Source organism: Phreatobacter sp. (assembly GCF_030691135.1).
GTDB lineage: Bacteria > Pseudomonadota > Alphaproteobacteria > Rhizobiales > Phreatobacteraceae > Phreatobacter.
Genome location: NZ_JAUYFA010000085.1, coordinates 71,792 through 92,181, shown reverse-complemented (window position 1 = coordinate 92,181; position 20,390 = coordinate 71,792). Strand labels below are relative to the sequence as shown.

The following is a 20,390-nucleotide window of genomic DNA, read 5'->3' as shown; positions in this document are numbered from 1 at the left end:
TCATGTGTGCGCCGGTGACGGTCTGCTATCATCGCAGCATGTCGATGATGGAAGCGATCCGCGAAGCCCTGTCGGCCCTGCGGGCACACAAGCTGCGCTCGGCCCTGACCATGCTCGGCATGGTGATCGGCGTGGCGGCGGTGATCGCCATGGTGGCGATCGGCGGCGGCGCCCGCGACCGCGTGTTGGCGCAGGTCCAGTCGCTGGGCGCCAATCTCTTCATCGTCCTGCCGGGGAACGTCACCCAGGGCGGCGTGCGCCTCGGGCTGGGTGCGTCGTCCTCACTGACGGAAGACGATGCGCGCGCCATCGAGGCGGAGGTGGCGAGCGTCCAGGTCACCGCACCCAACAGCCGCACCCGCACCCAGGTGGTCGCCGGCGGCAACAACTGGTTCACCGAGGTGGTGGGCGTGGATCTCGGCTGGTTCGAGGCGCGGGAATGGCCCATCGCCTCCGGCCGCCTGTTCGAGCCGGAGGAGACCGCCCGCGGGGGTCAGGTGGTGATTCTCGGCCAGACCGTGGCGCGCAATCTCTTCGGCGACGGCGTCGACCCGATCGGCGAGACCGTCCGCATCCGCGCCGTCCCCTTCACCGTGATCGGCGTCATGGTCTCCAAGGGCCAGTCGATGATGGGCCAGGACCAGGACGATACCAGCTTCGTGCCGCTGCCGACCATCCGGCAGAGGCTCGTCGGCGTGAACCGGGCGAATGCCCGCTCGGTCGGCGTCATCCACGTCAAGATCCGCCAGGGCGAGAGCATGGCGCAGGCGGAGGACGACATGCGCCAGTTGCTACGCCAGCGTCACCGGCTGCAGCCCGGCCAGGAGGACGATTTCCAGATCCGCAACCTCACGGAAATCGCCAATACCGCTGCCGGCGCCGCCACCACCCTGTCGCTGCTGCTCGCGGCGGTCGCGGCGATTTCCCTCGCTGTAGGCGGCATCGGCATCATGAACATCATGCTGGTGAGCGTCACGGAGCGCACGCGCGAGATCGGGCTGAGGCTGGCGGTCGGCGCCAGGCGGCGCGACGTCATGCGCCAGTTTCTCATCGAGGCGACATCTCTGGCCGCCATCGGCGGGGTCATCGGCATCATGGTCGGGCTCGGCGCCGCGTTCGGGGTCTCCGCCCGCTTCGGCTGGCCGCTCCTCGTCGAGCCGCAGTCGATCTTCGGCGCCGTCCTGTTCTCGGGGCTGGTGGGCGTCTTCTTCGGCTGGTATCCGGCCAAGCGGGCGAGCATGCTCGACCCTATCACGGCGCTGCGGACGGTGTGATCCGCCTCAGACGATGCGGCCGCTGGCGCGCCCGATCGCCGCATTGAGCTCGCCACCAAGGACGAAGATGGCGGCGGAATAATAGAGGAAGACCAGCGCCACCATGACCGAGGCGAGACCGGCATAGGTGTTGACGTAGTTCTGGGCGAAATTCGCGAGGTAGGTGCCGAAAAGGGTACCGGCGGCCAGCCAGAGCACCAGGGTGATGACGATGCCCGGCAGCACGTCGATGAACCGGCGGCGCCCGGCCGGCAACAGCAGATGCACCACGGTCAGCGCGATGACGATGACGAGGGACGCCGCCGCCACGCGCAGGAACAGAACCACCCAGCCGAGCGGCGCGATACCCGGTACGTGGCGTACCGCCGTCGCCCAGATCAGCGGGCCGAGGACAACGAGCACTGCCGCCACCAGCAAGGCGAGGGCGCCGACGAGCACATAGGCGATGGATTCCAGGCGGCACATGTACCACCAGCGGCTTTCGCGAACCTCATAGGCGCGGTTGAGGGAGGTGCGCAGCGCCTCGACACCGTTGGAGGCGAAATAGACGGCCAGAAGCGCACCGATGGTCAGGAGGTCGGTGCGCGTCGTCGTCAGAACGGTCTCGATCTCCCGCGCAATCGGCCGGGCCACCACCTCCGGCCAGGCCTCGAGCAGAATGCGCGTGACCTCGTCGCCATAGGGGCGCGCGCCGGCGAAGCTCGCGAGCGCCGTCACCAGGATGAGGAACGGGAACAGCGACATCAGCCCGTTCAGGGCGATGTGACTGGCGGTCGCCCAGCCGTCGTTGGCCAGGAACCGGTCAACTGCGTCCCAGGTGACGCGCCATGCCTTCAACATCTCTGATCCTTCTTCTCGGGCGATATTTCGCGGCAAAGACGATGAAGGGCAAGGCTCGTCGCGAATTTGACGCAGGATGGGCCATGCACCATATGCCGCCGATGACAATGCAGCATTTCGACAACCAACTCGCCGGACGGCGCCGGGTTCGCGCCGCGCGGGGCGAGGTGGCGGACTTTCTGCTGGCCGGCGTCGCCGAGGACCTCGGCGACCGGCTGATGCTGGTGCAGCGGACCTTCACGTCCCTCGCCGATATCGCCACCCCGACCGATGCGCTGCGGGACGCCCTCGCGGCACGGGGATGGCCGGTCGTGCTGGCGACCGAGGCGGTCGAGGAGCTGGCCCGGCGGCGCGCCGGGCCGGTCGTCGTCGCCGCCCCCGAGGCGCTGCCCTTCGCCGATCAGAGCCTCGACCTGGCCGTCTCGGCGCTGGGCATGCAGTTCGTCGACGACCTTCCGGGTCTCTTCGTGCAGGTGCGCCGGGCGCTGAAGCCCGACGGCCTGTTTCTCGCGGCGCTGCTCGGTGGCGACACCCTGACCGAGCTGCGCCAGGCCTTCGCCGCCGCGGAGAGCGAGCTGGACGGCGGGCTCTCACCGCGTGTCGCCCCCTTCGCCGATGTGCGCGACATCGGCGGCCTGCTGCAACGGGCGGGCTTCGCGCTGCCGGTCACGGATTCAGACCGGCTGACGGTGCGCTATCGGGATGTCTTCGCGCTGATGCGGGACCTTCGCGCCATGGGCGCCACCAACCCGCTGGTCGCCCGCCGCCGGGTGCCCCTGAAGCGGGCGACGCTGCTGCGCATGGCCGCCATCTACCACGAGCGCTTCGCCGATCCCGACGGCCGCATCCGCGCTACCTTCCAGGTCGTCACCCTGTCGGGCTGGGCGCCGCATGACAGCCAGCAGAAGCCGCTGCGGCCGGGTTCGGCCAAGGCCCGGCTGGCCGACGCGCTCAAGGCGGTCGAATGGCCGGCCGGCGAGAAGCCGGGCAGCTGACCGGGTCTGCTGCCGAAGACGGGCTCGACAGCCGCCCGCCGCCGGTCCTAGTCTCCGCTCCGAAATCGCCCCAATCGAAAGCCTCATCCCATGGACATGACCGGCACCCAGCGTATCGAGGCCCCGCGGGAAGTGGTGTGGGCGGCGCTCAACGATCCCGACGTGCTTCGCCAGTGCATTCCCGGCTGTCAGAGCATGGAGCGCACCGGTGACAACGGTTTCGCTGCCAAGGCGGTGCTGAAGATCGGCCCGGTCAAGGCGAGCTTCTCCGGCAGCGTCACCCTCTCCGACATCGATCCGCCGAACGGCTACACGATTTCCGGCGAGGGCAATGGCGGCGTCGCCGGCATGGCCAAGGGCGGTGCCACGGTAAAGCTGACGGAGGAGAGCGAAGGGGTGACGCTCCTCACCTATGACGTCAAGAGCCAGATTTCCGGCAAGATCGCCCAGCTCGGCTCGCGGCTGATCGATGCCACCGCCAAGAAGCTGGCGGGCGAGTTCTTCGAGAGTTTCTCGAAGGTGGTGGCCCCGCCCGCCCCCGGCGAGGACATGCCGGAGGAGAAGAAGAAGTGGTGGAAGTTCGGCAAGGGCTGACGCGCCGTCGAAGCCCTGCCCCTCACTCCCCGCGCCGCTCGATCGCCTCCATGTCCGCGTCGGACAGGCCAAAATGGTGGCCGATCTCATGGATCAGCACATGGGCGACGACGGCACCGAGGGTCTCGTCATGTTCGGCCCAGTAGTCGAGGATCGGCCGCCGGTAGAGCCAGATCATGTTGGGCATGGTGCCCGAATACTGCACGGACTGAAACGGCATGCCCGTGCCCTGGAACAGGCCGAGAAGATCGAAGTCGCTCTCGGCTTCCATCTCCTTGAGGACTTCCTCGGTGGGAAAATCCTCGAGCCGGATGACGAGGCCCTTGCAGAGGGCGCGGAAATCCTCAGGCAGGCCGGTATAGGCGGCGGCGGCGATCGCCTCGAATGCCTCGAGATCAGGCGCCTTGAGGTCAGCGAAGGCCGCGGGGATCGCCTCAGCGGCCATAGATCGCCACCAGATAGACGACGCAGCCGATGCCGACGGCGATCGCCAGGATGCGGCCGATGCGCTTGCCCCAGATCTCGGCGGGGTCGTCGGATTCGCCACGGGCGGCGAGGAAGTCACCGCTGCGACGCAGGGCGGATTCGAGGATCGGCGCGGAATCGCGGTGGGTGCGCTCCAGGATGCGCCGCGCCTCTTCCTGTCGCTTCGCGTCGTCGTCGGGTCTCGGGCCGTTTGCACTCATGAGGATGGTTCTAGCCGATCGCGAGGCCGTCGGCACCCGGTCCGGGCGTCGCAGGCGGAAACGGATTGGTGACTCTGTTGGGGCATTCTCGGTTTTCGTATCCGGAGTATCGCCATGTCACGCCGCCTGCCGACCCCGACCATCCGCTCGCTCGCCATGGGCGCCTTCGTGGCCGTCCTCGCGCCGGCGGCGCCGGCCGCGGCGAGCCCGTTCTGGACCGGCTGGCACGTTGCCGACAGGCCGGTGATCTATCGCCCGATCGTGACGCCGCGGACCTATTACTTCGCGCCCGCCGGAACGGCCGAGATACGTCCCGCGCCGCGGCATCGCCACCACCGCCACGGGCGTCATCACCCCCTGCCGCACTGAGCGCTCAGCTCTCGTCGAGGCCGACGATGGCGCGGGCGAAATCCTGCGCCGCGAAGGGTTCGAGGTCGTCGATGCCCTCGCCGACGCCGATGAAATGAACTGGAAGCCCGGTCTTCGCCGCCACCGCGACGAGGATGCCGCCGCGGGCGGTGCCGTCGAGCTTGGTCATGACGAGGCCGGTCACGCCGGCGGTGCGGGCGAAGGCGTCGACCTGGGTCAGCGCGTTCTGGCCGGTGGTGGCGTCGAGGACGAGGAGCACCGCGTGCGGCGCCGCGGCATCGACCTTGCGGATGACGCGCACGACCTTTTCGAGCTCAGCCATCAGTTCCGACTTGTTCTGCAGCCGGCCGGCCGTGTCCAGGATGACGACATCGGTTCCCGCCTCCTGCGCCTGTTTCACCGTATCGAAGGCGAGGCCCGCCGCATCCGAACCCTGCGGCCGGGTGACCACGGGAGCGCCGGTGCGCTCACCCCAGATCTTCAACTGCTCGATGGCGGCGGCGCGGAACGTGTCGCCGGCGCCCAGCAGGACCGAGCGCCCCTCGGCGCGGAACTTGGCGGCGAGCTTGCCGATGGTGGTGGTCTTGCCGGCACCGTTGACGCCGACCACCATGATGACGAAGGGCCGGGCCGCGGCGTCGATCACGAGGGGCCGGGCGACAGGGGCGAGCACGGCCTCGATCTCGCCGGCGAGGACGGCGCGCACTTCCTCCGGCGCGATGTCCTTGCCGAAACGGCCCTTGGAAAGCGCCCCGGCGATGCGCCCGGCGGTCTCGACGCCGAGATCGGCCTGGATCAACAGGTCCTCGAGCTCCTCCAGCGTCGCATGGTCGAGCTTGCGCTTGGTGAAGAGGTCGGTGACCCCGGTGCCAAGCCGGGACGAAGTGCGCGACAGGCCATCGGTGAGCCGGCGCCACCAGCTCCGCGGCTCGGTCGGCGGAACCTCGGGCAGGGCTGCGGGCGGGGCTGCGGGCGCGACGTCGGCCGACGCGGGCGTGACGGGCTCCGGGGCCACAGGTGCATCCTGGCCGAACAGCCGCTTGAAGAAACCGGGCCGCTTCGGCTCGTCGGGCTTCGGCTGATCGGGCATCGGCGCAGAATCTCGCTGTCGACAGGGTGAGGAGGTGCGGGCGGCGACCCCGGCACACCCGGCATTTAGGCCGGATGGCGGGCTATGGCTAGGCCGGTGGGGCGCTGCCCTGCATCGGCGCCGGGCTGGCGGGCGCGCGGAGCCCGCACTATGGATGGGCCATGTCCACCTCGACGCCGCCCTCCCATCCCGTCCCCGACGATCCGCTCGGCCTGATCCCGCGGCTTCTCTACCGCGATGCCAGCATCCTCATCCTGAACAAGCCGGCGGGCCTGCCGGTGCACAAGGGTCCCGGCGGCGGCGAGACGCTCGCAGACCATCTCGACGTGCTGCGCTTCGGCCTGCCGCGGCCGCCGGAACTCGCCCATCGCCTCGACAAGGACACCGCCGGCTGCCTCGTGCTCGGCCGCCATCGGCGGGCGCTGGAGCGGCTCGGCCTGATGTTCAAGCGCAGCGAGGTCAGCAAGACCTACTGGGCGGTGGTGGAGGGCGGGCCCGCGGCGGCGGCCGGCGAGATCGCGCTGGCGATGAGCCCGCGCGACCCGAAGCGCGGCTGGTGGATGAAAGCCGACCCGCAGGGCCAGCCGGCGCTGACGCGGTACACGGTACTCGGCCGGCACGAAGGCCGGACCTGGCTGGCGCTCGAGCCCGTCACCGGGCGGACGCACCAGTTGAGGCTCCATTGCTCCGAGAGCGGCTTTCCCATTCTCGGTGACACGATCTACGGCGCCGCGCCCCGACAGGGCGGACCGGGACTGCATCTCCTCGCCCGGTCCATCGTACTGCCCTACGATCCGAAGCGCCCGCCGGTCGCGGCGGAGGCACCGCCGCCGGCGGCGATGGAGGCCGCGCTGAACGCCTGCGGCTGGGCCGGCTGACGACCTGTCCGTTCTATCGACCCCGCTTGATCGAAACGCAATTTCTGCGGCCTCCGGGTTCGTTCGGACCAAGGTCGGACTTGGCGCGGCCCTGGCAAGCGCCGATACTCCCTCCCGAGGGAGACCACCATGGCTGGCCATTACGACAAGCGCGAAACGCGCGACGAGGGCGCGCGCGAGAAGGATCTGATGAAGCGGTTGCCTCAGGTGCTCACCGCGGCGATGAAGGTTCCCGCCTGGCGGCGGCACCTCGGCAAGATCGACCCGCGCGGGATCACCACGCGGTCGGCCCTCGCGGAATTGCCGGTCCAGCGCAAGTCGGACCTGCCGGCCCTGCAGAAGGTGGCGCTGCCCTTCGGCGGCTTCGTTCCGGGCAAGGCCAGTGCCTTCGGTCGGCTGTTCATGTCGCCGGGGCCGATCTTCGAACCGGAGGCGATCGGTCATGATGTCTGGCGGGTCGGGCGCGCCATGGCGGCGGCGGGCTTCAAGCGCGGCGACATCGTGCTGAACACGCTGTCCTATCACCTGACGCCGGGGGCCTGGTGCTTCGATTCCGGAGCCCGGGCGGTCGGCTGCGCCGTCATCCCTGCCGGTCCCGGCAATACCGAGGCCCAGCTCGATCTCATCGAGGCCTACCGTCCCAGCGCTTATGCCGGCGTTCCCGACTTCCTGAAGATCCTGCTCGACGCGGCCAGGGAGAAAGGCCGCGACGCCTCCTCCATCAAGCGGGCCCTGGTCGGGGGAGCGGCCTTCCCGGCCTCGCTGCAGAAGGAGATCGCCTCCCGCGGCGTCGACGCCTACCAGACCTATGCCATCGCCGAATGCGGCGTCATCGCCTATGAGAGCGAGGCGCGTGAGGGCCTGGTGCTCAACGAGGACATCGTCCTGGAGATCGTCCGGCCGGGGACCAGTGACCCCGTGGCCCCCGGCGAGGTCGGTGAGGTGGTGATCACCGTGCTCGACCCGCACCATCCGCTGATCCGCTTTGCCGTCGGCGACCTCACCGCGATCCTTCCCGGCGCCTCCCCCTGCGGGCGGACGAACACCCGCATCAAGGGCTGGATGGGCCGTGCCGACCAGACCGCCAAGGTGAAGGGCATGTTCGTGCGCCCCGAGCAGGTGGCGGAGGTGATCCGGCGCCATCCGGAGATCGCACGGGCACGGCTGGTGGTGGCGCGCAACGGCGAGACCGACGCGATGACGCTGATGGTGGAATCACGGGCACGCTCGCCGGAATTCGTTCACGCCGTCGGCGAGAGCGTGCTGGCGATCCTGAAGCTGAAGGGCGCGGTGGAGCCGGTGAAGCCCGGCTCGCTGCCCAATGACGGGAAGGTCATCGAGGACACGCGGCCGGTGGGTTGAAAGCGGCGCCGAACGCCGTCGCGGAGGCGGGCAGCGGCTCGCGCCGAGGGCGGCGTGTCAGATCCAGCCCTGCAGTTCCCGCTCGACCACGGTGGTGATCACCTTCATGCCCGGATCCGAATCGTTGAGGCAGGGAATGTAGGTGAACTTCTCGCCGCCGTGCTCCTCGAAGATGTGGCGGTTCTCGCCAGCGAGTTCCTCCAGCGTCTCCAGGCAGTCGGAGGAGAAGGCCGGGGCGATGATGGCGAGCCTCTTGACGCCCTTCTTGCCGAGCGCCTCGACAGTTTCGTCGGTGTAGGGCTTCAGCCATTCGTCAGGCCCGAAGCGCGACTGGAAACTCATCATCATCTGGTCGGTCGTGTAGCCGAGTTCCTCGCGCAGCAGACGCCAGGTCTTGGCACAATGGCAGTGGTAGGGGTCGCCGCGCAGGAGATAGCTCTTCGGCATGCCGTGGAACGAGGTGAGGATGACCTCCGGCTCGAAATCCAGCGTGGCGAGATGGTCGCGCACCGACTGGGCGAGGGCGGCGATATAGGCGGGCTCGTCGTGATAGGGCGGCGCGATGCGCAGGGTCGGCTGCCAGCGCATCGCCATCAGGGCGCGGAACACATGGTCGTTGGCGGTGGCCGTCGTGGCGGCCGCATATTGCGGGTAGAGCGAGAAAGCGAGGATGCGGTCGCAGCCCTGCGCCATCAGCCGCTCGATGGCCGGCTTGATGGCGGGATTGCCGTAACGCATGGCCCATTCGACATGGATGTCAGGGCTGACGCCCTGCAGATGGGCGGCGAGCTTCTCCGCCTGGTTGCGGGTGATCGTCTTGAGGAAGCTCTCGTCCTTCTCGGTGTTCCAGATCGTCGCGTAGTCCTTGCCCTTCTTCTGCGGCCGGGTCTGCAGGATGATCAGGTTGAGGATCGGCCACCAGATGGCGCGCGACGTCTCGATTACGCGCCTGTCGGAGAGGAACTCCTTCAGGTAGCGGCGCATGGACCAATAGTCGGTGCCGTCGGGAGTGCCGAGGTTCATCAGCAACACGCCGATCTTGCCGGTCTTCACGGGCACGTGGTCGGCAGGAAGTTTCATCTCGCGCATGGGGACTCGCGGTGGATCTGTCTCGGTGGCGCGGGTGATACGCCTGAATGGTCCAGGTTGAAAGCTGTTACGCGGCCACAGCGCCGATGGATTTGCGCCAGGTCAGCCGCGTGCCCGCAATGCGGCGGTCGCGGCGAGCGCCAGACCGGCCATGGCGCCGATGGTTCCGGCCGCGTTCAGCGCCAGCGCGGAGCCGAACAGACGCGGCCCGAAGACAGCGGCGGCATAGCCGGCGAAGACGGTGGCGAGCGCGATGGCGGCCGAAAGCGCCATCTGGTGCGACAGCCGCGTCGTCAGAAGACGGGCGGTCGCGGCCGGGCAGACGATCATGGCGACGGCCAGAACGACGCCGACCGACTTGAAGGCGGCGGTGCAGGCGAGTGCCGTCGCGGTGAGGAGGGCGGCCTCCAGCAGGCCGACCGGCAGGCCGCTCGCCCGCGCGAACACAGGATCGAAGGCGAGGAGCGCGAATTCCTTTCGGAAGGCGGCAAGGATGGCGGCGACGAGGACGAGGACCAGGGCGAGTTCGAAGACGACCTGCGGCAGGTCCATGAGCGATTGGAAAAACCCGGCCGTGCCGCCGGGATCGCGGCTCACCCAGATGAGGCCCTCCAGATAGCCGGTCACCACGTGGTGGATGTCGAAGCCGGTACGCGAGAGACCCGTCCATTCGAGCACCAGGATGCCGAAGGCAAAGAAGGTGGTGAAAACGACGCCGAGCGCCGTGCCGGGCTCCACCCGGCCGGCGCGGATGAGGAAGGCGACGAGGCCGGAGGCGGCGAAGGCGGCGGCCAGCCCGCCGGCGAGCACGACGATGCTCCCCGACAGTCCTGTGATGGCGACGGCCACCACCACGCCGGGGACGACGGCGTGGCTCAGGGCATCGGCGGCCATGGCGCGCCGGGTCAGGATGAGAAGATTGCCGACGAGGGCGCAGGCGAGCGCCGAAAGGCTCGCGGCGAGCAGCGGGACGAAATCGACGATCCAGAACTCGGCCATCACCCGGTGCCCCTCAGGAGACCGCGAGCGCGCCCGAAGACCAGGCTGAGCGTGAACAGGAGGGCCGCCACCAGCACGATGGCCGGGCCGGTCGGCGTGTCCTTCAGGACAGCCGAGAGCGCCGCGCCGGCAAAGGCGGAGACGGCGCCGATGGCGGCGGCGACAGCGACGACGGTGCCGGCGCGGTCGGACCAGAAGCGGGCGGCGGCGGGCGGGATGACGACGAGGGCGACGGCGAGGACGAAGCCGGCGATCGGCAGAGCGGCCACCACGACGACGGCACAGACCAGCGCGACCAGCGCGTCGAGACGCGCCACCGGCAGGCCGACCGTCGCGGCGAAGTCCGGATCGAAGGCGACGGCCGAGAACTCCTTGAGCAGCAGCGCGATGACGACGAGCACGAAGACGGCGAGGACGGCCATCATCTGCGCCTCGCCGGGGAGCATGCCCGCCGCCGAGCCGAACAGGAGAGACTCCAGCCCAGCCTGGCGGCCGACGGCCAGCGTCTGGACCACCGACATGAGCGCCAGGCCGAGGCCGAAGCCCGCGGCGAGAACCGCAGCGGTGGCGGTATCGGGGCCGACCCGGGGCCGCCGGCCGAGCCATTCGATGGCGAGGAGCGAGATGAGCGCGGCAATACCCGCGCCGCCCATAAGCCAGCCGGCCTCGCGCGGTGCCCGACCGAGCAGGGCGGCGAGAAGGAAAGCCGCGGCGATGCCGGGCAGTGTGCCGTGGGCCACGGCGTCGGAAACGAGGGCCCGGCGCCGCAGCATGGCGAAGGTTCCCGCCGCCCCGGCGGCGCAGCCGAGCGCGGCGGCGCCGAGCATGACCACGGTCGTGTTGAAACCGGCCTGGAAGGTGACGACGGCGAGGAGCTGGGCGGTGATCGCGTCCATGCCTCAGACCGTCAGCGGCACGCCATAGGCGCGCGCGAGGTTCTGCGGGGTGAAGGCCAACGCCACCGGTCCTGCGGCGATGACCGTCTTGTTCAGCACCAGCACGTCGGCGAAGCGCTCGGAGACCGTTCCGAGATCGTGGTGGACACAGACGACCAACCGCCCATCGCGGTCGAGGGTATCGAAGACGTCGAGGATGATGCGTTCGGATGCGGCATCGACGCCGGCCAGCGGCTCGTCGAGGAAGAGGATGGCGGCGTTGCGGGCGAGGCCGCGGGCGAGGAAGACGCGCTGCTGCTGGCCGCCGGACATCTGCCCGATCTGGCGGGAGGCGAGATCGGCGAGGCCGACGCGGTCGAGGAGGGCAAGAGCCCGTTCCCGGCGGGCCCGGCCATAGCCGCGGAACCAGCCGGGCTCGCGCACCATGCCCTGCAGGACGACGTCGAGGGCGGTTGCCGGAAAGTCCCAGTCCACGGTCGCCCGCTGCGGAACATAGGCGGTGGCGTCGCGCATCGCGTCGACGCTCCGGCCACCGATGGTGACACGGCCGGTAGAGGGCACCAGCCCGAGGATCGCCTTGATCAGGGTGGACTTGCCCGCCCCGTTCGGCCCGACGATGGCGGTGAGCCCGGAGGCAGGCGCGCTCCAGGTGACGTCAGAGAGAACGGGCACGCCGCGATAGGCGACCGAGAGCCCCACGACGGCCAGGTGGCCTATGGCAGGGGCAAGGGCCTCGGGTGGCGTGATGGCGAGCCTGTCCACGCCCCTCAGCCCGTCAGCCGGCCGGACATGCCCTTTTCGGGAGCCGCCCCGCCGAGCGCCCTGGCGATGGTCGTGACATTATGGTCGATCATGCCGACATAGGTGCCTTCATAGGTGCCCGGCTTGCCCATGGCGTCGGAGAAGAGCTCGCCGCCGACGACGACGCGGCGGTCGCGGCGGGCGGCGCCCTCAATGACGGCGCGGATGTTGCGGTCGGAGACCGAGCTCTCGACGAAGATGGCGGGGATGGCGCGGGTGACCACGAGATCGACGGTCCCCTCGATAGCCCGGAGCCCCGCCTCGCTCTCGGTCGACAGGCCCTGGATGCCGTGAACCTCGAAGCCATAGGCGCGGGCCAGATAGCCGAAGGCGTCATGGGCGGTAACGAGGACGCGGCGCTCCGGCGCGATCGAGCCAAGCACCTGGCCGGCATAGGCACCGAGCGCCTCGATCCGGGCGAGTGCCGGTGCGAGATCCGGCGTCACCTTGGTGCGGCCCGTCAGGTCCAGCCCGGCAAGGCCGTCGGCGACGGTGCGCACGACGACGGCCCAGAGAGAAGGATCCATCCAGACATGGGGATCGGGCTTGTCGGCGACCTCTTCATCCTTGAGCAGTCTGTCGCGAGCAATCGCCTCAGCGGCGAGAAGGGGCGCACGACGGCGGGCCAACTGCAGGAAGGTCTCGCGGAACTGGGCTTCGAGACCGAGGCCATGGGCGATGACGAGGTCGGCCTGGGTCAGCTTGACGATGTCGGCACGGGTCGGCCGGTACAGGTGCGGATCGACCCCCTCGCCCATCAGCGCCTCGACGGTGACCTGTTCGCCCGCCAGCATCCGCACGGCATCGGCCAGCATCGCGGTGGTGGTGACGACGGACGGCTTCCGAGCGCCCTGGGCGAGGGCCGGCCAGGGCGTGGCGGCGGCCGTCGTGGCGGCGAGGACTAGAAGGGTACGGCGGCTCACGTCGACGATCATCGCATCACCTGCTCAGAACCATAGTTCCACGGCAACATCGCTGTTGCAACTCATTTGCAATAAGATGAGGACAGCGGTCGCCGATGTCAAGCCAGTTGCGAGACATTCGCAACAAAGCCGCGGCGGAAGAAACACCTGACCGACGCCTGCGCCATGGCCTTGCAATATGTGCGTGGTTCCCTCCACCGGTCGTGATACGCCTTCTCGCGGCACCGGATCACGGTGGGCGGTCCTGCTGCGGGCGCAGGTGATTGCCGTTCGCGGCATCGCGTCGGACCCGGTCGCCGACACGCCCGGCGCCTCGCGTCTATGTCCGCAACGGAGAGACACCATGTTCCCATTCACCGGTAGCGACGTCGCGTTGGTCGCGGTCGCCCTCGTCGTGATCCTGTTTCTCTTCGCCGCCATCAAGACGGTGCCGCAGGGCTATCAATGGACGGTCGAGCGGTTCGGGCGCTACGTCCGGACCCTGCATCCCGGCCTGAAGCTGATCGTGCCGTTCATCGACCGGATCGGCCACAAGGTGAACGTCATGGAGCAGATGCTCGACGTTCCGAGCCAGGAGGTCATCACCAAGGACAACGCCAAGGTGACCGTCGACGGCGTGCTGTTCTTCCAGGTGCTGGATGCGGCGCGTTCGTCCTACGAGATCACGCGGCTCGAACTGTCGCTGATGAACCTCGCCATGACCAACATTCGCACGGTGATGGGGTCGATGGACCTCGACGCCCTGCTGTCCAACCGCGACACGATCAACGAGAGCCTGCTGCGGGTCGTCGACCAGGCGGCGGCGCCCTGGGGCATCAAGGTGAACCGCATCGAGATCAAGGACATCGCGCCGCCTGCCGACCTCGTCGCCGCCATGGGCCGGCAGATGAAGGCCGAGCGCGAGAAGCGCGCCGTCATCCTCGAGGCGGAGGGCCAGCGGCAGTCGGAGATCCTGCGGGCCGAAGGCGAGAAGCAGTCGCAGATCCTCGAGGCCGAGGGCCGCAAGGAAGCGGCCTTCCGCGACGCCGAGGCACGCGAACGTCAGGCGGAGGCCGAGGCCAAGGCGACCGAGATGCTGTCGGCCGCCATCGCCGGTGGCAATGCGCTGTCGGTGAACTACTTCATCGCCGAGAAATATCTGAAGGCCCTGGAGAGTCTCGCCCTGTCGCCGAACCAGAAGACGCTGATCCTGCCGATCGAGACGACGCAGATCCTCGGTTCGCTGGCCGGCATCGGCGAGATCGCCAAGGCCGCCTTCGGTCCGGACGGTCCGGCACCGCGCCCGCCCGGACGCGCCGGCAGCGTGCCGAGCACCGGGGGCTGAGATGATCGTCGCAACGCTGGCGCCCTGGGGCGCCTGGAGCTGGATCGCCATCGCCGCGGTCCTGATGGCGGCCGAGATCCTCGTGCCCGGCTATTTCCTCATCTGGCTCGGCGCGGCGGCGGCGCTGACGGGGATCATCTTCATCATCGTTCCCAGCCCCTGGCAGATTCAGCTCCTGGTTTTCGCGGTGCTGTCGCTGCTCTGCCTTTTCGGCTGGGTGAAGGTGATGAAGTCCATCAACGGAACGACCAGCGACAAGCCCGACCTCAACCGTCGCCTGGAGGCGATGATCGGCAAAGAATTCGTCCTGGAGGAACCGATCCAGGCAGGACGCGGACGCGTCCGCATCGCCGATTCCGTCTGGCTGGTGACGGGGCCGGATCTGGCCACCGGCGCCCGGGTCCGCGTCACGGATTTCCAGGGCGCCGTTCTGGTGGTGGAGGCGGCCTGACCGCCTCCCGCCCGATCAGTGCTTCGGCGGCCAGGGCGTTTCGGCGACCGGCGTGAGCGGCCCATTGCCATTCGCCCAGGCGACGAGGTTGTCGACGACGAGCTGCGCCATGGCGTTGCGCGTGTGGACGGACGCCGAACCGACATGAGGGAAGAGGACGACGTGGTCCATGGCCATCAGTTCGGCGGGGACACGCGGCTCGTCCTCGAAGACGTCGAGGCCGGCGGAGAGGATGGTCTTGTTCCGGAGCGCCTCGACGAGCGCGGCCTCGTCGACGACCGTGCCACGGCCGACATTGATGACGACGCCGTCGGGACCCAGCGCCTCAAGCACCTCGCGGTTGACGATCTTGTTGGTGGCGGCGCCGCCGGGGGCGACGATCATCAGGACGTTGACGTCACGGGCCATCTCGACCAGCGAGGGATAGTAGCGGTAGGCGACGTCGGGCTGGGCCGAGCGGCCGTGATAGACGACCGGCAGATTGAAGGCCTCGAGGCGCCGGGCGATGGCCTTGCCGATCCGGCCGAGACCGAGAATGCCGACCTTGCGGTCGCGCAGCGTGCCGGTCAGCGGATAGGGCTTCTCGAGCCATTTGCCGGCGCGCAGATAGCGGTCAGTCTGGGGAAACTGGCGCATCGTGCAGAGGAGCAGGCCGAGGGCGGTGTCGGCGACCTCCTCGTTGAGGACATCCGGCGTGTTGGTGACGACGATGCCGTTCTGACCGGCCCAGGCGGCGTCGACATGGTCATAGCCCACGCCGAAGGACGACACGATCTTGAGGCCGGGAAACCGCCCCATCAGGGCGGGATCGCAGGGTACATGGCTGCCTGAGGCGAAGGCCACGACACTCGGCGCCAGATGGCGCAGGAAGGCCTCCTTGTCGGTTGCCTCCCAGAGCTTGTGCAGCGTGAAACGCTGCGCCAACTGGTCCTGGATGGTCTGCATCATGGGGCCCGTCATGAGCAGGTCGGGCTTCGTCATGGGTCGTCTCCCTCAGGCTTCGGCATGACGAGCATCGGTCGATACGGGAGAAAAATCACCGCTTTCAACCGATTGAATTTCAGCCATGCCAAACCGTGATCACACTTGATTTCCGAGTTTCGCATGCCACACTGACCCCTGAACGAAGCCACATGTCGCACCGGTCCCACGGGATCGGATCGCAGAGCCCAGGTCAAGGGCCGGCGGCGGAAGGCAGGGTCGAGGGACCCACGGGAGGAAGTGAATGGCATCCGTCGACATCCGCGACGTGCGCAAGTCTTTTGGCTCGACTGCAATCATCCATGGCGTTTCCGTTCCGATCGCGGACGGCGAATTCGTGGTGCTGGTCGGCCCTTCTGGCTGCGGCAAATCCACCCTGCTGCGCATGATCGCCGGCCTCGAGAACATCACCGGCGGCGAGATCGCCATCGGCGACCGCGTGGTGAACAATGTCCCGCCGAAAGAGCGCGACATCGCCATGGTGTTCCAGAATTACGCGCTCTATCCGCATATGACGGTGGCCGACAACATGGGCTTCTCGCTGAAGCTCAGGAAGGCCCCGCAGAGCGAGATCGACGCCAAGGTGAAGCGCGCCGCCGAGATCCTCAATCTCGGTGCCCTGCTCGACCGGTTCCCGCGCCAGCTCTCCGGCGGCCAGCGCCAGCGCGTCGCCATGGGGCGCGCCATCGTCCGCGACCCGCAGGTTTTCCTGTTCGACGAGCCGCTTTCGAACCTCGACGCCAAGCTGCGTGTCGCCATGCGCACCGAGATCAAGGAACTGCACCAGCGGCTGAAGACCACCACCGTCTATGTCACCCACGACCAGATCGAGGCGATGACCATGGCCGACAAGATCGTGGTCATGCATGACGGGATCGTCGAGCAGATGGGCGCGCCGCTTGATCTCTACGACAACCCGGTCAATCTCTTCGTCGCCGGCTTCATCGGCTCGCCGGCGATGAATTTCCTCCGCGGCAAGATCGACGGCCAGTTTTTCGTGCTGGAGGGCGGCGCCCGCCTGCCGCTCGGCACGCCGCCGTCGGCCTCGGCTGGCCAGCCGGCCATCTACGGCATCCGGCCCGAACATTTTCTCATCGACAACGAAGCTGGCGCCGAGGCCGAGGTCGTCGTCGTCGAACCGACAGGATCGGAAATCCAGGTGGTCGCCCGGCTCGACGGCCAGGAGGTCATCGCCGTTTTCCGCGAACGCCACGACTTCAAGCCCGGCGACAAGATCCGCTTGGGCACTGATCGCCGGGTGACGCATCTCTTCGATGCGCAGTCGGGAAAGACCCTGGCGCGCCAGTAGAGCACCGGCGCGCCTGAACCAACAGGCGGGGCAAACCCGCTTCGACAAAAACCGGCAAGGTCCACGGCGAAGATGGGCTCCGGATCCTTATGGGAGGATAACCTGATGACTGCCTTCACTCGTCGTACCCTCGTCAAGGGCGCCGCCGCCGCGGGCGTTCTCACCGGCTCCGGCCTCACCGACTGGGCCAAGGCCTGGGCGCAGACCTCGCCGTTCAGACCGGAAACCGGTGCCACGCTGAACCTGTTGCGCTGGCGCCGCTTCGTCGAAGCCGAAGACGCCCAGTTCAACCGCATGGTGGCGGCCTTCACCCAGGCGACCGGCTGCCGCGTCAACGTCTCGAGCGAGAGCTTCGACGACGTGCAGCCGAAGGCCTCGGTCGCCGCCAATACCGGCACAGGTCCCGACCTCATCTGGTCGCTCTATTCCGTGCCGCATCTCTTCCCGCAGAAGTGCCTGGAGGTCACCGACGTCGCCGACTATCTCGGCAAGAAGTACGGCGGCTGGGTGCCGCTGGCCGAGGCCTACGGCAAGTCCGCGGGCAAGTGGATTTCCATCCCGGTCGCCGTCAACGGTGGCTACATCAACTACCGAATCTCCATGCTCAAGGCCGCGGGCTTCAACGAAGTTCCCCAGGACACCAAGGGCTTCCTCGAGCTCTGCAAGGCGCTGAAGGCCAAGGGCACGCCCTCCGGCTTCCCGCTGGGACGCGCCACCGGCGATGGCAATGCCTTCGCCCACTGGCTCCTGTGGTCGCACGGTGCCGCCCAGGTCGACGAGCGGGAGAACATCACCATCAACTCGGCGGAGACCCGCGCGGCCCTGCGCTACGCGAAGGAACTCTGGGACACCTTCATTCCCGGGACGGCGGCGTGGAACGACTCGAACAACAACCGCGCCTTCCTCTCGGGTGAAATCTCGCTGACGGCCAACGGCATCTCGATCTATGCCGCAGCCAGGGTCTCGCAGGACGCCAAGCAGCGCGAAATCGCCGCCGACATGGACCACGCCTTCTGGCCGATCGGCCCGATCGGCAAGCCGGCGGAAATCCAGCTCGCCTTCCCGATGTTCGGCATGACCTATTCGCGGTTCCCGAACGCCTGCAAGGCTTTCATGGCCTTCATCCTCGAAGCGGAGAATTTCAATCCGTGGCTGGAAGCGGCCGAGGGCTACCTGACGCACGTTCTCAATGCCTACGACAACAATCCGGTCTGGACGCGCGACCCCAAGGCGCGGGTGTTCCGTGAGTCGGCGAAGCGTTCCTTCCCCGCCGGCTACAGGGGTCCGATCAACGAAAAGGCGGCGACGGCCATCGCCGACTTCATCGTGGTCGACCTCTTCGCCAACCACTGCACCGGCAAGGAGGATGTCGAGGGCGCCATCCGCCTCGCCGAGCGCCAGCTGCGCCGCATCTACCGCTGACGACCGGGCGGCACAGCCGCCCGACGCATTCCGGACGGGGGCGGCGTGCCGCCCCCGTTCCCGACAGCCTCTCCGGAGAACCTCATGGCCGATGCCGCCGTCGCACGCACCGAAGCCCGCCCGATGCCAGGCGAGCCTTCGGCATGGCAACAGCTCAAGGTGAACCGCAACTGGCTGGGCTTCTGGTTCATGGTGCCCGCCATGGCCTTCCTTGTGCTTTTCCTCGTCTACCCGCTGGGCAAGGGCCTGTGGATGAGCTTCACCGACGCCCGCATCGGACGCGAGGGGCGCTTCGTCGGCCTGGAGAATTTCGAATGGCTCAGCGACGACAGCGACTTCATCAGGGCCCTGATCTTCACCATCGTCTTTACCTTCGTCGCCTCGGCGGTGAAGTTCGCGATCGGCCTCTATCTGGCGCTGCTGCTCAACAACAACCTGCCTTTCAAGGCCTTCGTCCGCTCGGTCGTGCTGATCCCGTTCATCGTGCCGACGGTTCTCTCGGCCGTCGCCTTCTGGTGGATCTTCGACACCCAGTTCTCGGTCATCACCTGGGGGCTGGTGAAGATGGGACTGATCGACCGTGGATCACCCATCAACTGGATGGGCGACCCGTTCATGGCCCAGTGCGTGGTCATCTTCGCCAATATCTGGCGCGGCATTCCGTTCATCGCCATCACGCTGCTGGCCGGGCTGCAGACCGTCTCGCCCTCGCTCTACGAGGCGGCTACGCTGGACGGGGCCACGCGGTGGCAGAACTTCCGCTATGTGACCTATCCTCTGCTGACGCCGATCATCGCGGTGGTGATGACCTTCTCGGTCCTCTTCACCTTCACCGACTTCCAGCTGATCTGGGCGATGACCCGCGGCGGGCCGGTCAACGCCACCCACCTGATGGCGACGCTGTCCTACCAGCGCGGCATTCTCGGCGGCAATCTCGGCGAGGGCGCGGCCATCGCCATCTCCATGGTGCCCTTCCTCCTCGCCGCCATCATGTTCTCGTGGTTCGGGCTGCAGCGCCGCAAGTGGCAGCAAGGCGAGAGCAATGACTGAACATCACCCCCTTTCCGCCCGCCTGACCCCCGCCGACGGAGCCCGGACATGACGACCACCGCCGGAACCGACCTGAAGAACCCGGCGGCCAGCGGCGCCTTCAGCCGCTCGGCCGCCAAGGACGACCATTCCGAGGGCATGAGCTATCTGGAAAGCCTGCCGCGCAAGACGGTGACGGTCTATATTCCGCTCTTCATCATCGTGGTCGTGCTGCTGTTTCCGTTCTACTGGATGTTCATCACATCCATCAAACCGGACCAGGACCTGCTCGACCTGCACGGCGGCAACCCGCTCTGGGTGAGCGAGCCGACCTTCCGCCACTTCTACAAGCTGCTGTTCGAATCGAACTATCCAACCTGGCTGTGGAACACGATGTTCGTGGCCGTCTGTGCCACGTTCCTGTCCATTGTCGCCTCGGTGCTGGCCGCCTATGCGATCACGCGGATCCGCTACAAGGGCGCGCAGACGGTCGGCGGGCTGATCTTCCTCGCCTATCTGGTGCCGCCGTCGATCCTGTTCATTCCGCTGTCGACCATCATCCATGTCTACGGCCTGTTCGACACGCCCTTCGCGCTGATCCTGACCTATCCGACCATCCTCATCCCGTTCTGCACCTGGCTGCTGATGGGCTATTTCAAGACCATTCCCTACGAACTGGAGGAATGCGCCCTGATCGACGGCGCCAGCCGCTGGCAGATTCTGGTCAAGATCATCATTCCGCTGGCGATCCCGGGCCTGATCTCGGCCTTCATCTTCGCCTTCACGCTGTGCTGGAACGAATTCATCTACGCCCTGACCTTCATCTCCTCGAACCCCAACAAGACGGTGCCGACCGCCATCGTCTCGGAATTCGTCGACGGCGACGTGTTCCGCTGGGGCTCGCTGATGGCCGGCGCGCTGGTCGGCTCGCTGCCGCTGGTCATCCTCTACGCCTTCTTCGTCGAGCACTATGTCTCGGCCATGACCGGCGCCGTGAAGGAATAGGACGGGCGCGGCAGAAAATCGTGGATGCCCGGCGCGAGGCCGGGCATGAGGGTCGGGCGAACCGAACCACCCT

22 protein-coding genes are annotated in these 20,390 nt (G+C 67.8%); 12 read left to right on the top strand and 10 right to left on the bottom strand.

Translation table 11 applies throughout. The features are described from left to right. The first annotated feature begins 2 nt into the window (after positions 1-2). Positions 3-1,274, top strand: a complete 1,272-nt coding sequence (locus Q8O26_RS15760; RefSeq protein ID WP_305577246.1) for an ABC transporter permease — start codon at positions 3-5, stop codon at positions 1,272-1,274. A 6-nt stretch (positions 1,275-1,280) separates the two neighbouring features. On the opposite strand, the gene Q8O26_RS15755 is transcribed toward Q8O26_RS15760, so the two are convergent. Further along, complete coding sequence (locus tag Q8O26_RS15755; protein ID WP_305577244.1) at positions 1,281-2,114, bottom strand: YihY/virulence factor BrkB family protein; 834 nt, start codon at positions 2,112-2,114, stop codon at positions 1,281-1,283. 83 nt (positions 2,115-2,197) lie between these two features. Here Q8O26_RS15755 and Q8O26_RS15750 point away from each other — a divergent pair, with 83 nt between their 5' ends. Beyond that, positions 2,198-3,109, top strand: coding sequence for a methyltransferase domain-containing protein (locus Q8O26_RS15750; protein WP_305577243.1), 912 nt, complete (start codon positions 2,198-2,200; stop codon positions 3,107-3,109). A 90-nt stretch (positions 3,110-3,199) separates the two neighbouring features. Then, positions 3,200-3,703, top strand: a complete 504-nt coding sequence (locus tag Q8O26_RS15745) for a carbon monoxide dehydrogenase subunit G (RefSeq protein WP_305577241.1) — start codon at positions 3,200-3,202, stop codon at positions 3,701-3,703. A 22-nt stretch (positions 3,704-3,725) separates the two neighbouring features. On the opposite strand, the gene Q8O26_RS15740 is transcribed toward Q8O26_RS15745, so the two are convergent. Together Q8O26_RS15740 and Q8O26_RS15735 are read right to left on the bottom strand one after the other, a co-directional pair. Beyond that, the gene (locus Q8O26_RS15740; RefSeq protein WP_305577239.1) at positions 3,726-4,148 is read right to left on the bottom strand and encodes a metallopeptidase family protein; all 423 of its coding nucleotides are present in this window, start codon (positions 4,146-4,148) and stop codon (positions 3,726-3,728) included. Next, complete coding sequence (locus Q8O26_RS15735; RefSeq protein ID WP_305577237.1) at positions 4,138-4,389, bottom strand: hypothetical protein; 252 nt, start codon at positions 4,387-4,389, stop codon at positions 4,138-4,140. The genes Q8O26_RS15740 and Q8O26_RS15735 overlap by 11 nt, the downstream gene beginning before the upstream one ends. A gap of 114 nt (positions 4,390-4,503) precedes the next feature. On the opposite strand from Q8O26_RS15735, the gene Q8O26_RS15730 reads away from it, so the two are divergent. Beyond that, positions 4,504-4,758: a hypothetical protein gene (locus tag Q8O26_RS15730; protein ID WP_305577235.1), complete on the top strand. Its 255-nt coding sequence runs from the start codon at positions 4,504-4,506 to the stop codon at positions 4,756-4,758. A gap of 4 nt (positions 4,759-4,762) precedes the next feature. On the opposite strand, the gene ftsY is transcribed toward Q8O26_RS15730, so the two are convergent. Next, positions 4,763-6,004 (bottom strand): signal recognition particle-docking protein FtsY, encoded by a 1,242-nt coding sequence (ftsY, locus tag Q8O26_RS15725; RefSeq protein ID WP_371134588.1) that lies wholly within the window; start codon positions 6,002-6,004, stop codon positions 4,763-4,765. A gap of 5 nt (positions 6,005-6,009) precedes the next feature. On the opposite strand from ftsY, the gene Q8O26_RS15720 reads away from it, so the two are divergent. Both Q8O26_RS15720 and Q8O26_RS15715 read left to right on the top strand, forming a co-directional pair. Beyond that, positions 6,010-6,726 (top strand): RluA family pseudouridine synthase, encoded by a 717-nt coding sequence (locus tag Q8O26_RS15720; RefSeq protein ID WP_305577231.1) that lies wholly within the window; start codon positions 6,010-6,012, stop codon positions 6,724-6,726. Positions 6,727-6,855: 129 nt separating this feature from the next. Then, complete coding sequence (locus Q8O26_RS15715) at positions 6,856-8,088, top strand: phenylacetate--CoA ligase family protein (RefSeq protein ID WP_305577229.1); 1,233 nt, start codon at positions 6,856-6,858, stop codon at positions 8,086-8,088. Positions 8,089-8,145: 57 nt separating this feature from the next. Here the strand turns inward: Q8O26_RS15715 and hemH are convergent, their stop codons facing one another. The 5 genes from hemH to Q8O26_RS15690 all read right to left on the bottom strand — a co-directional run bounded on the left by hemH (position 8,146) and on the right by Q8O26_RS15690 (position 12,796). Next, positions 8,146-9,177, bottom strand: coding sequence for a ferrochelatase (hemH, locus tag Q8O26_RS15710; protein ID WP_305577227.1), 1,032 nt, complete (start codon positions 9,175-9,177; stop codon positions 8,146-8,148). A gap of 102 nt (positions 9,178-9,279) precedes the next feature. Continuing rightward, positions 9,280-10,176, bottom strand: coding sequence for a metal ABC transporter permease (locus Q8O26_RS15705; RefSeq protein ID WP_305577225.1), 897 nt, complete (start codon positions 10,174-10,176; stop codon positions 9,280-9,282). Further along, positions 10,176-11,072: a metal ABC transporter permease gene (locus Q8O26_RS15700; RefSeq protein ID WP_305577223.1), complete on the bottom strand. Its 897-nt coding sequence runs from the start codon at positions 11,070-11,072 to the stop codon at positions 10,176-10,178. The genes Q8O26_RS15705 and Q8O26_RS15700 overlap by 1 nt, the downstream gene beginning before the upstream one ends. Positions 11,073-11,075: 3 nt before the next feature. Beyond that, on the bottom strand, positions 11,076-11,834 hold the full coding sequence (locus Q8O26_RS15695) for a metal ABC transporter ATP-binding protein (protein ID WP_305577221.1): 759 nt from the start codon (positions 11,832-11,834) through the stop codon (positions 11,076-11,078). A 5-nt stretch (positions 11,835-11,839) separates the two neighbouring features. Further along, positions 11,840-12,796, bottom strand: a complete 957-nt coding sequence (locus tag Q8O26_RS15690; protein WP_305577219.1) for a metal ABC transporter solute-binding protein, Zn/Mn family — start codon at positions 12,794-12,796, stop codon at positions 11,840-11,842. Between the two features lie 343 nt (positions 12,797-13,139). Here Q8O26_RS15690 and Q8O26_RS15685 point away from each other — a divergent pair, with 343 nt between their 5' ends. Continuing rightward, positions 13,140-14,120 carry an SPFH domain-containing protein gene (locus tag Q8O26_RS15685; RefSeq protein ID WP_305577217.1) on the top strand — a complete coding sequence of 327 codons (981 nt, stop codon included), beginning with the start codon at positions 13,140-13,142 and terminating at the stop codon, positions 14,118-14,120. 1 nt (position 14,121) lies between these two features. Further along, a complete protein-coding gene (locus Q8O26_RS15680) occupies positions 14,122-14,571 on the top strand; it encodes an NfeD family protein (RefSeq protein ID WP_305577215.1) in 450 nt (149 codons plus the stop codon). A gap of 15 nt (positions 14,572-14,586) precedes the next feature. Here the strand turns inward: Q8O26_RS15680 and Q8O26_RS15675 are convergent, their stop codons facing one another. Next, positions 14,587-15,552 carry a 2-hydroxyacid dehydrogenase gene (locus Q8O26_RS15675; protein WP_305577213.1) on the bottom strand — a complete coding sequence of 322 codons (966 nt, stop codon included), beginning with the start codon at positions 15,550-15,552 and terminating at the stop codon, positions 14,587-14,589. Positions 15,553-15,796: 244 nt separating this feature from the next. On the opposite strand from Q8O26_RS15675, the gene Q8O26_RS15670 reads away from it, so the two are divergent. The 4 genes from Q8O26_RS15670 (at position 15,797) to Q8O26_RS15655 (ending at position 20,317) form a co-directional block, all read left to right on the top strand. Continuing rightward, positions 15,797-16,861 carry an ABC transporter ATP-binding protein gene (locus tag Q8O26_RS15670; RefSeq protein WP_305577211.1) on the top strand — a complete coding sequence of 355 codons (1,065 nt, stop codon included), beginning with the start codon at positions 15,797-15,799 and terminating at the stop codon, positions 16,859-16,861. A gap of 105 nt (positions 16,862-16,966) precedes the next feature. After that, complete coding sequence (locus Q8O26_RS15665; RefSeq protein ID WP_305577209.1) at positions 16,967-18,283, top strand: ABC transporter substrate-binding protein; 1,317 nt, start codon at positions 16,967-16,969, stop codon at positions 18,281-18,283. 84 nt (positions 18,284-18,367) lie between these two features. After that, positions 18,368-19,333, top strand: a complete 966-nt coding sequence (locus Q8O26_RS15660; RefSeq protein ID WP_305577207.1) for a carbohydrate ABC transporter permease — start codon at positions 18,368-18,370, stop codon at positions 19,331-19,333. 48 nt (positions 19,334-19,381) lie between these two features. After that, on the top strand, positions 19,382-20,317 hold the full coding sequence (locus tag Q8O26_RS15655) for a carbohydrate ABC transporter permease (RefSeq protein WP_371134580.1): 936 nt from the start codon (positions 19,382-19,384) through the stop codon (positions 20,315-20,317). Positions 20,318-20,390: the final 73 nt, after the last annotated feature.

What these genes read in the sequence shown, in the direction of transcription:
- Q8O26_RS15760 (WP_305577246.1), top strand. Translation starts at nt 3, where the DNA reads ATGTGTGCGCCGGTGACGGTCTGCTATCATCGCAGCATGTCGATGATG.
- Q8O26_RS15755 (WP_305577244.1), bottom strand. Translation starts at nt 2,114, where the DNA reads ATGTTGAAGGCATGGCGCGTCACCTGGGACGCAGTTGACCGGTTCCTG.
- Q8O26_RS15750 (WP_305577243.1), top strand. Translation starts at nt 2,198, where the DNA reads ATGCACCATATGCCGCCGATGACAATGCAGCATTTCGACAACCAACTC.
- Q8O26_RS15745 (WP_305577241.1), top strand. Translation starts at nt 3,200, where the DNA reads ATGGACATGACCGGCACCCAGCGTATCGAGGCCCCGCGGGAAGTGGTG.
- Q8O26_RS15740 (WP_305577239.1), bottom strand. Translation starts at nt 4,148, where the DNA reads ATGGCCGCTGAGGCGATCCCCGCGGCCTTCGCTGACCTCAAGGCGCCT.
- Q8O26_RS15735 (WP_305577237.1), bottom strand. Translation starts at nt 4,389, where the DNA reads ATGAGTGCAAACGGCCCGAGACCCGACGACGACGCGAAGCGACAGGAA.
- Q8O26_RS15730 (WP_305577235.1), top strand. Translation starts at nt 4,504, where the DNA reads ATGTCACGCCGCCTGCCGACCCCGACCATCCGCTCGCTCGCCATGGGC.
- Q8O26_RS15720 (WP_305577231.1), top strand. Translation starts at nt 6,010, where the DNA reads ATGTCCACCTCGACGCCGCCCTCCCATCCCGTCCCCGACGATCCGCTC.
- Q8O26_RS15715 (WP_305577229.1), top strand. Translation starts at nt 6,856, where the DNA reads ATGGCTGGCCATTACGACAAGCGCGAAACGCGCGACGAGGGCGCGCGC.
- hemH (WP_305577227.1), bottom strand. Translation starts at nt 9,177, where the DNA reads ATGCGCGAGATGAAACTTCCTGCCGACCACGTGCCCGTGAAGACCGGC.
- Q8O26_RS15705 (WP_305577225.1), bottom strand. Translation starts at nt 10,176, where the DNA reads ATGGCCGAGTTCTGGATCGTCGATTTCGTCCCGCTGCTCGCCGCGAGC.
- Q8O26_RS15700 (WP_305577223.1), bottom strand. Translation starts at nt 11,072, where the DNA reads ATGGACGCGATCACCGCCCAGCTCCTCGCCGTCGTCACCTTCCAGGCC.
- Q8O26_RS15685 (WP_305577217.1), top strand. Translation starts at nt 13,140, where the DNA reads ATGTTCCCATTCACCGGTAGCGACGTCGCGTTGGTCGCGGTCGCCCTC.
- Q8O26_RS15680 (WP_305577215.1), top strand. Translation starts at nt 14,122, where the DNA reads ATGATCGTCGCAACGCTGGCGCCCTGGGGCGCCTGGAGCTGGATCGCC.
- Q8O26_RS15675 (WP_305577213.1), bottom strand. Translation starts at nt 15,552, where the DNA reads ATGACGAAGCCCGACCTGCTCATGACGGGCCCCATGATGCAGACCATC.
- Q8O26_RS15670 (WP_305577211.1), top strand. Translation starts at nt 15,797, where the DNA reads ATGGCATCCGTCGACATCCGCGACGTGCGCAAGTCTTTTGGCTCGACT.
- Q8O26_RS15665 (WP_305577209.1), top strand. Translation starts at nt 16,967, where the DNA reads ATGACTGCCTTCACTCGTCGTACCCTCGTCAAGGGCGCCGCCGCCGCG.
- Q8O26_RS15660 (WP_305577207.1), top strand. Translation starts at nt 18,368, where the DNA reads ATGGCCGATGCCGCCGTCGCACGCACCGAAGCCCGCCCGATGCCAGGC.
- Q8O26_RS15655 (WP_371134580.1), top strand. Translation starts at nt 19,382, where the DNA reads ATGACGACCACCGCCGGAACCGACCTGAAGAACCCGGCGGCCAGCGGC.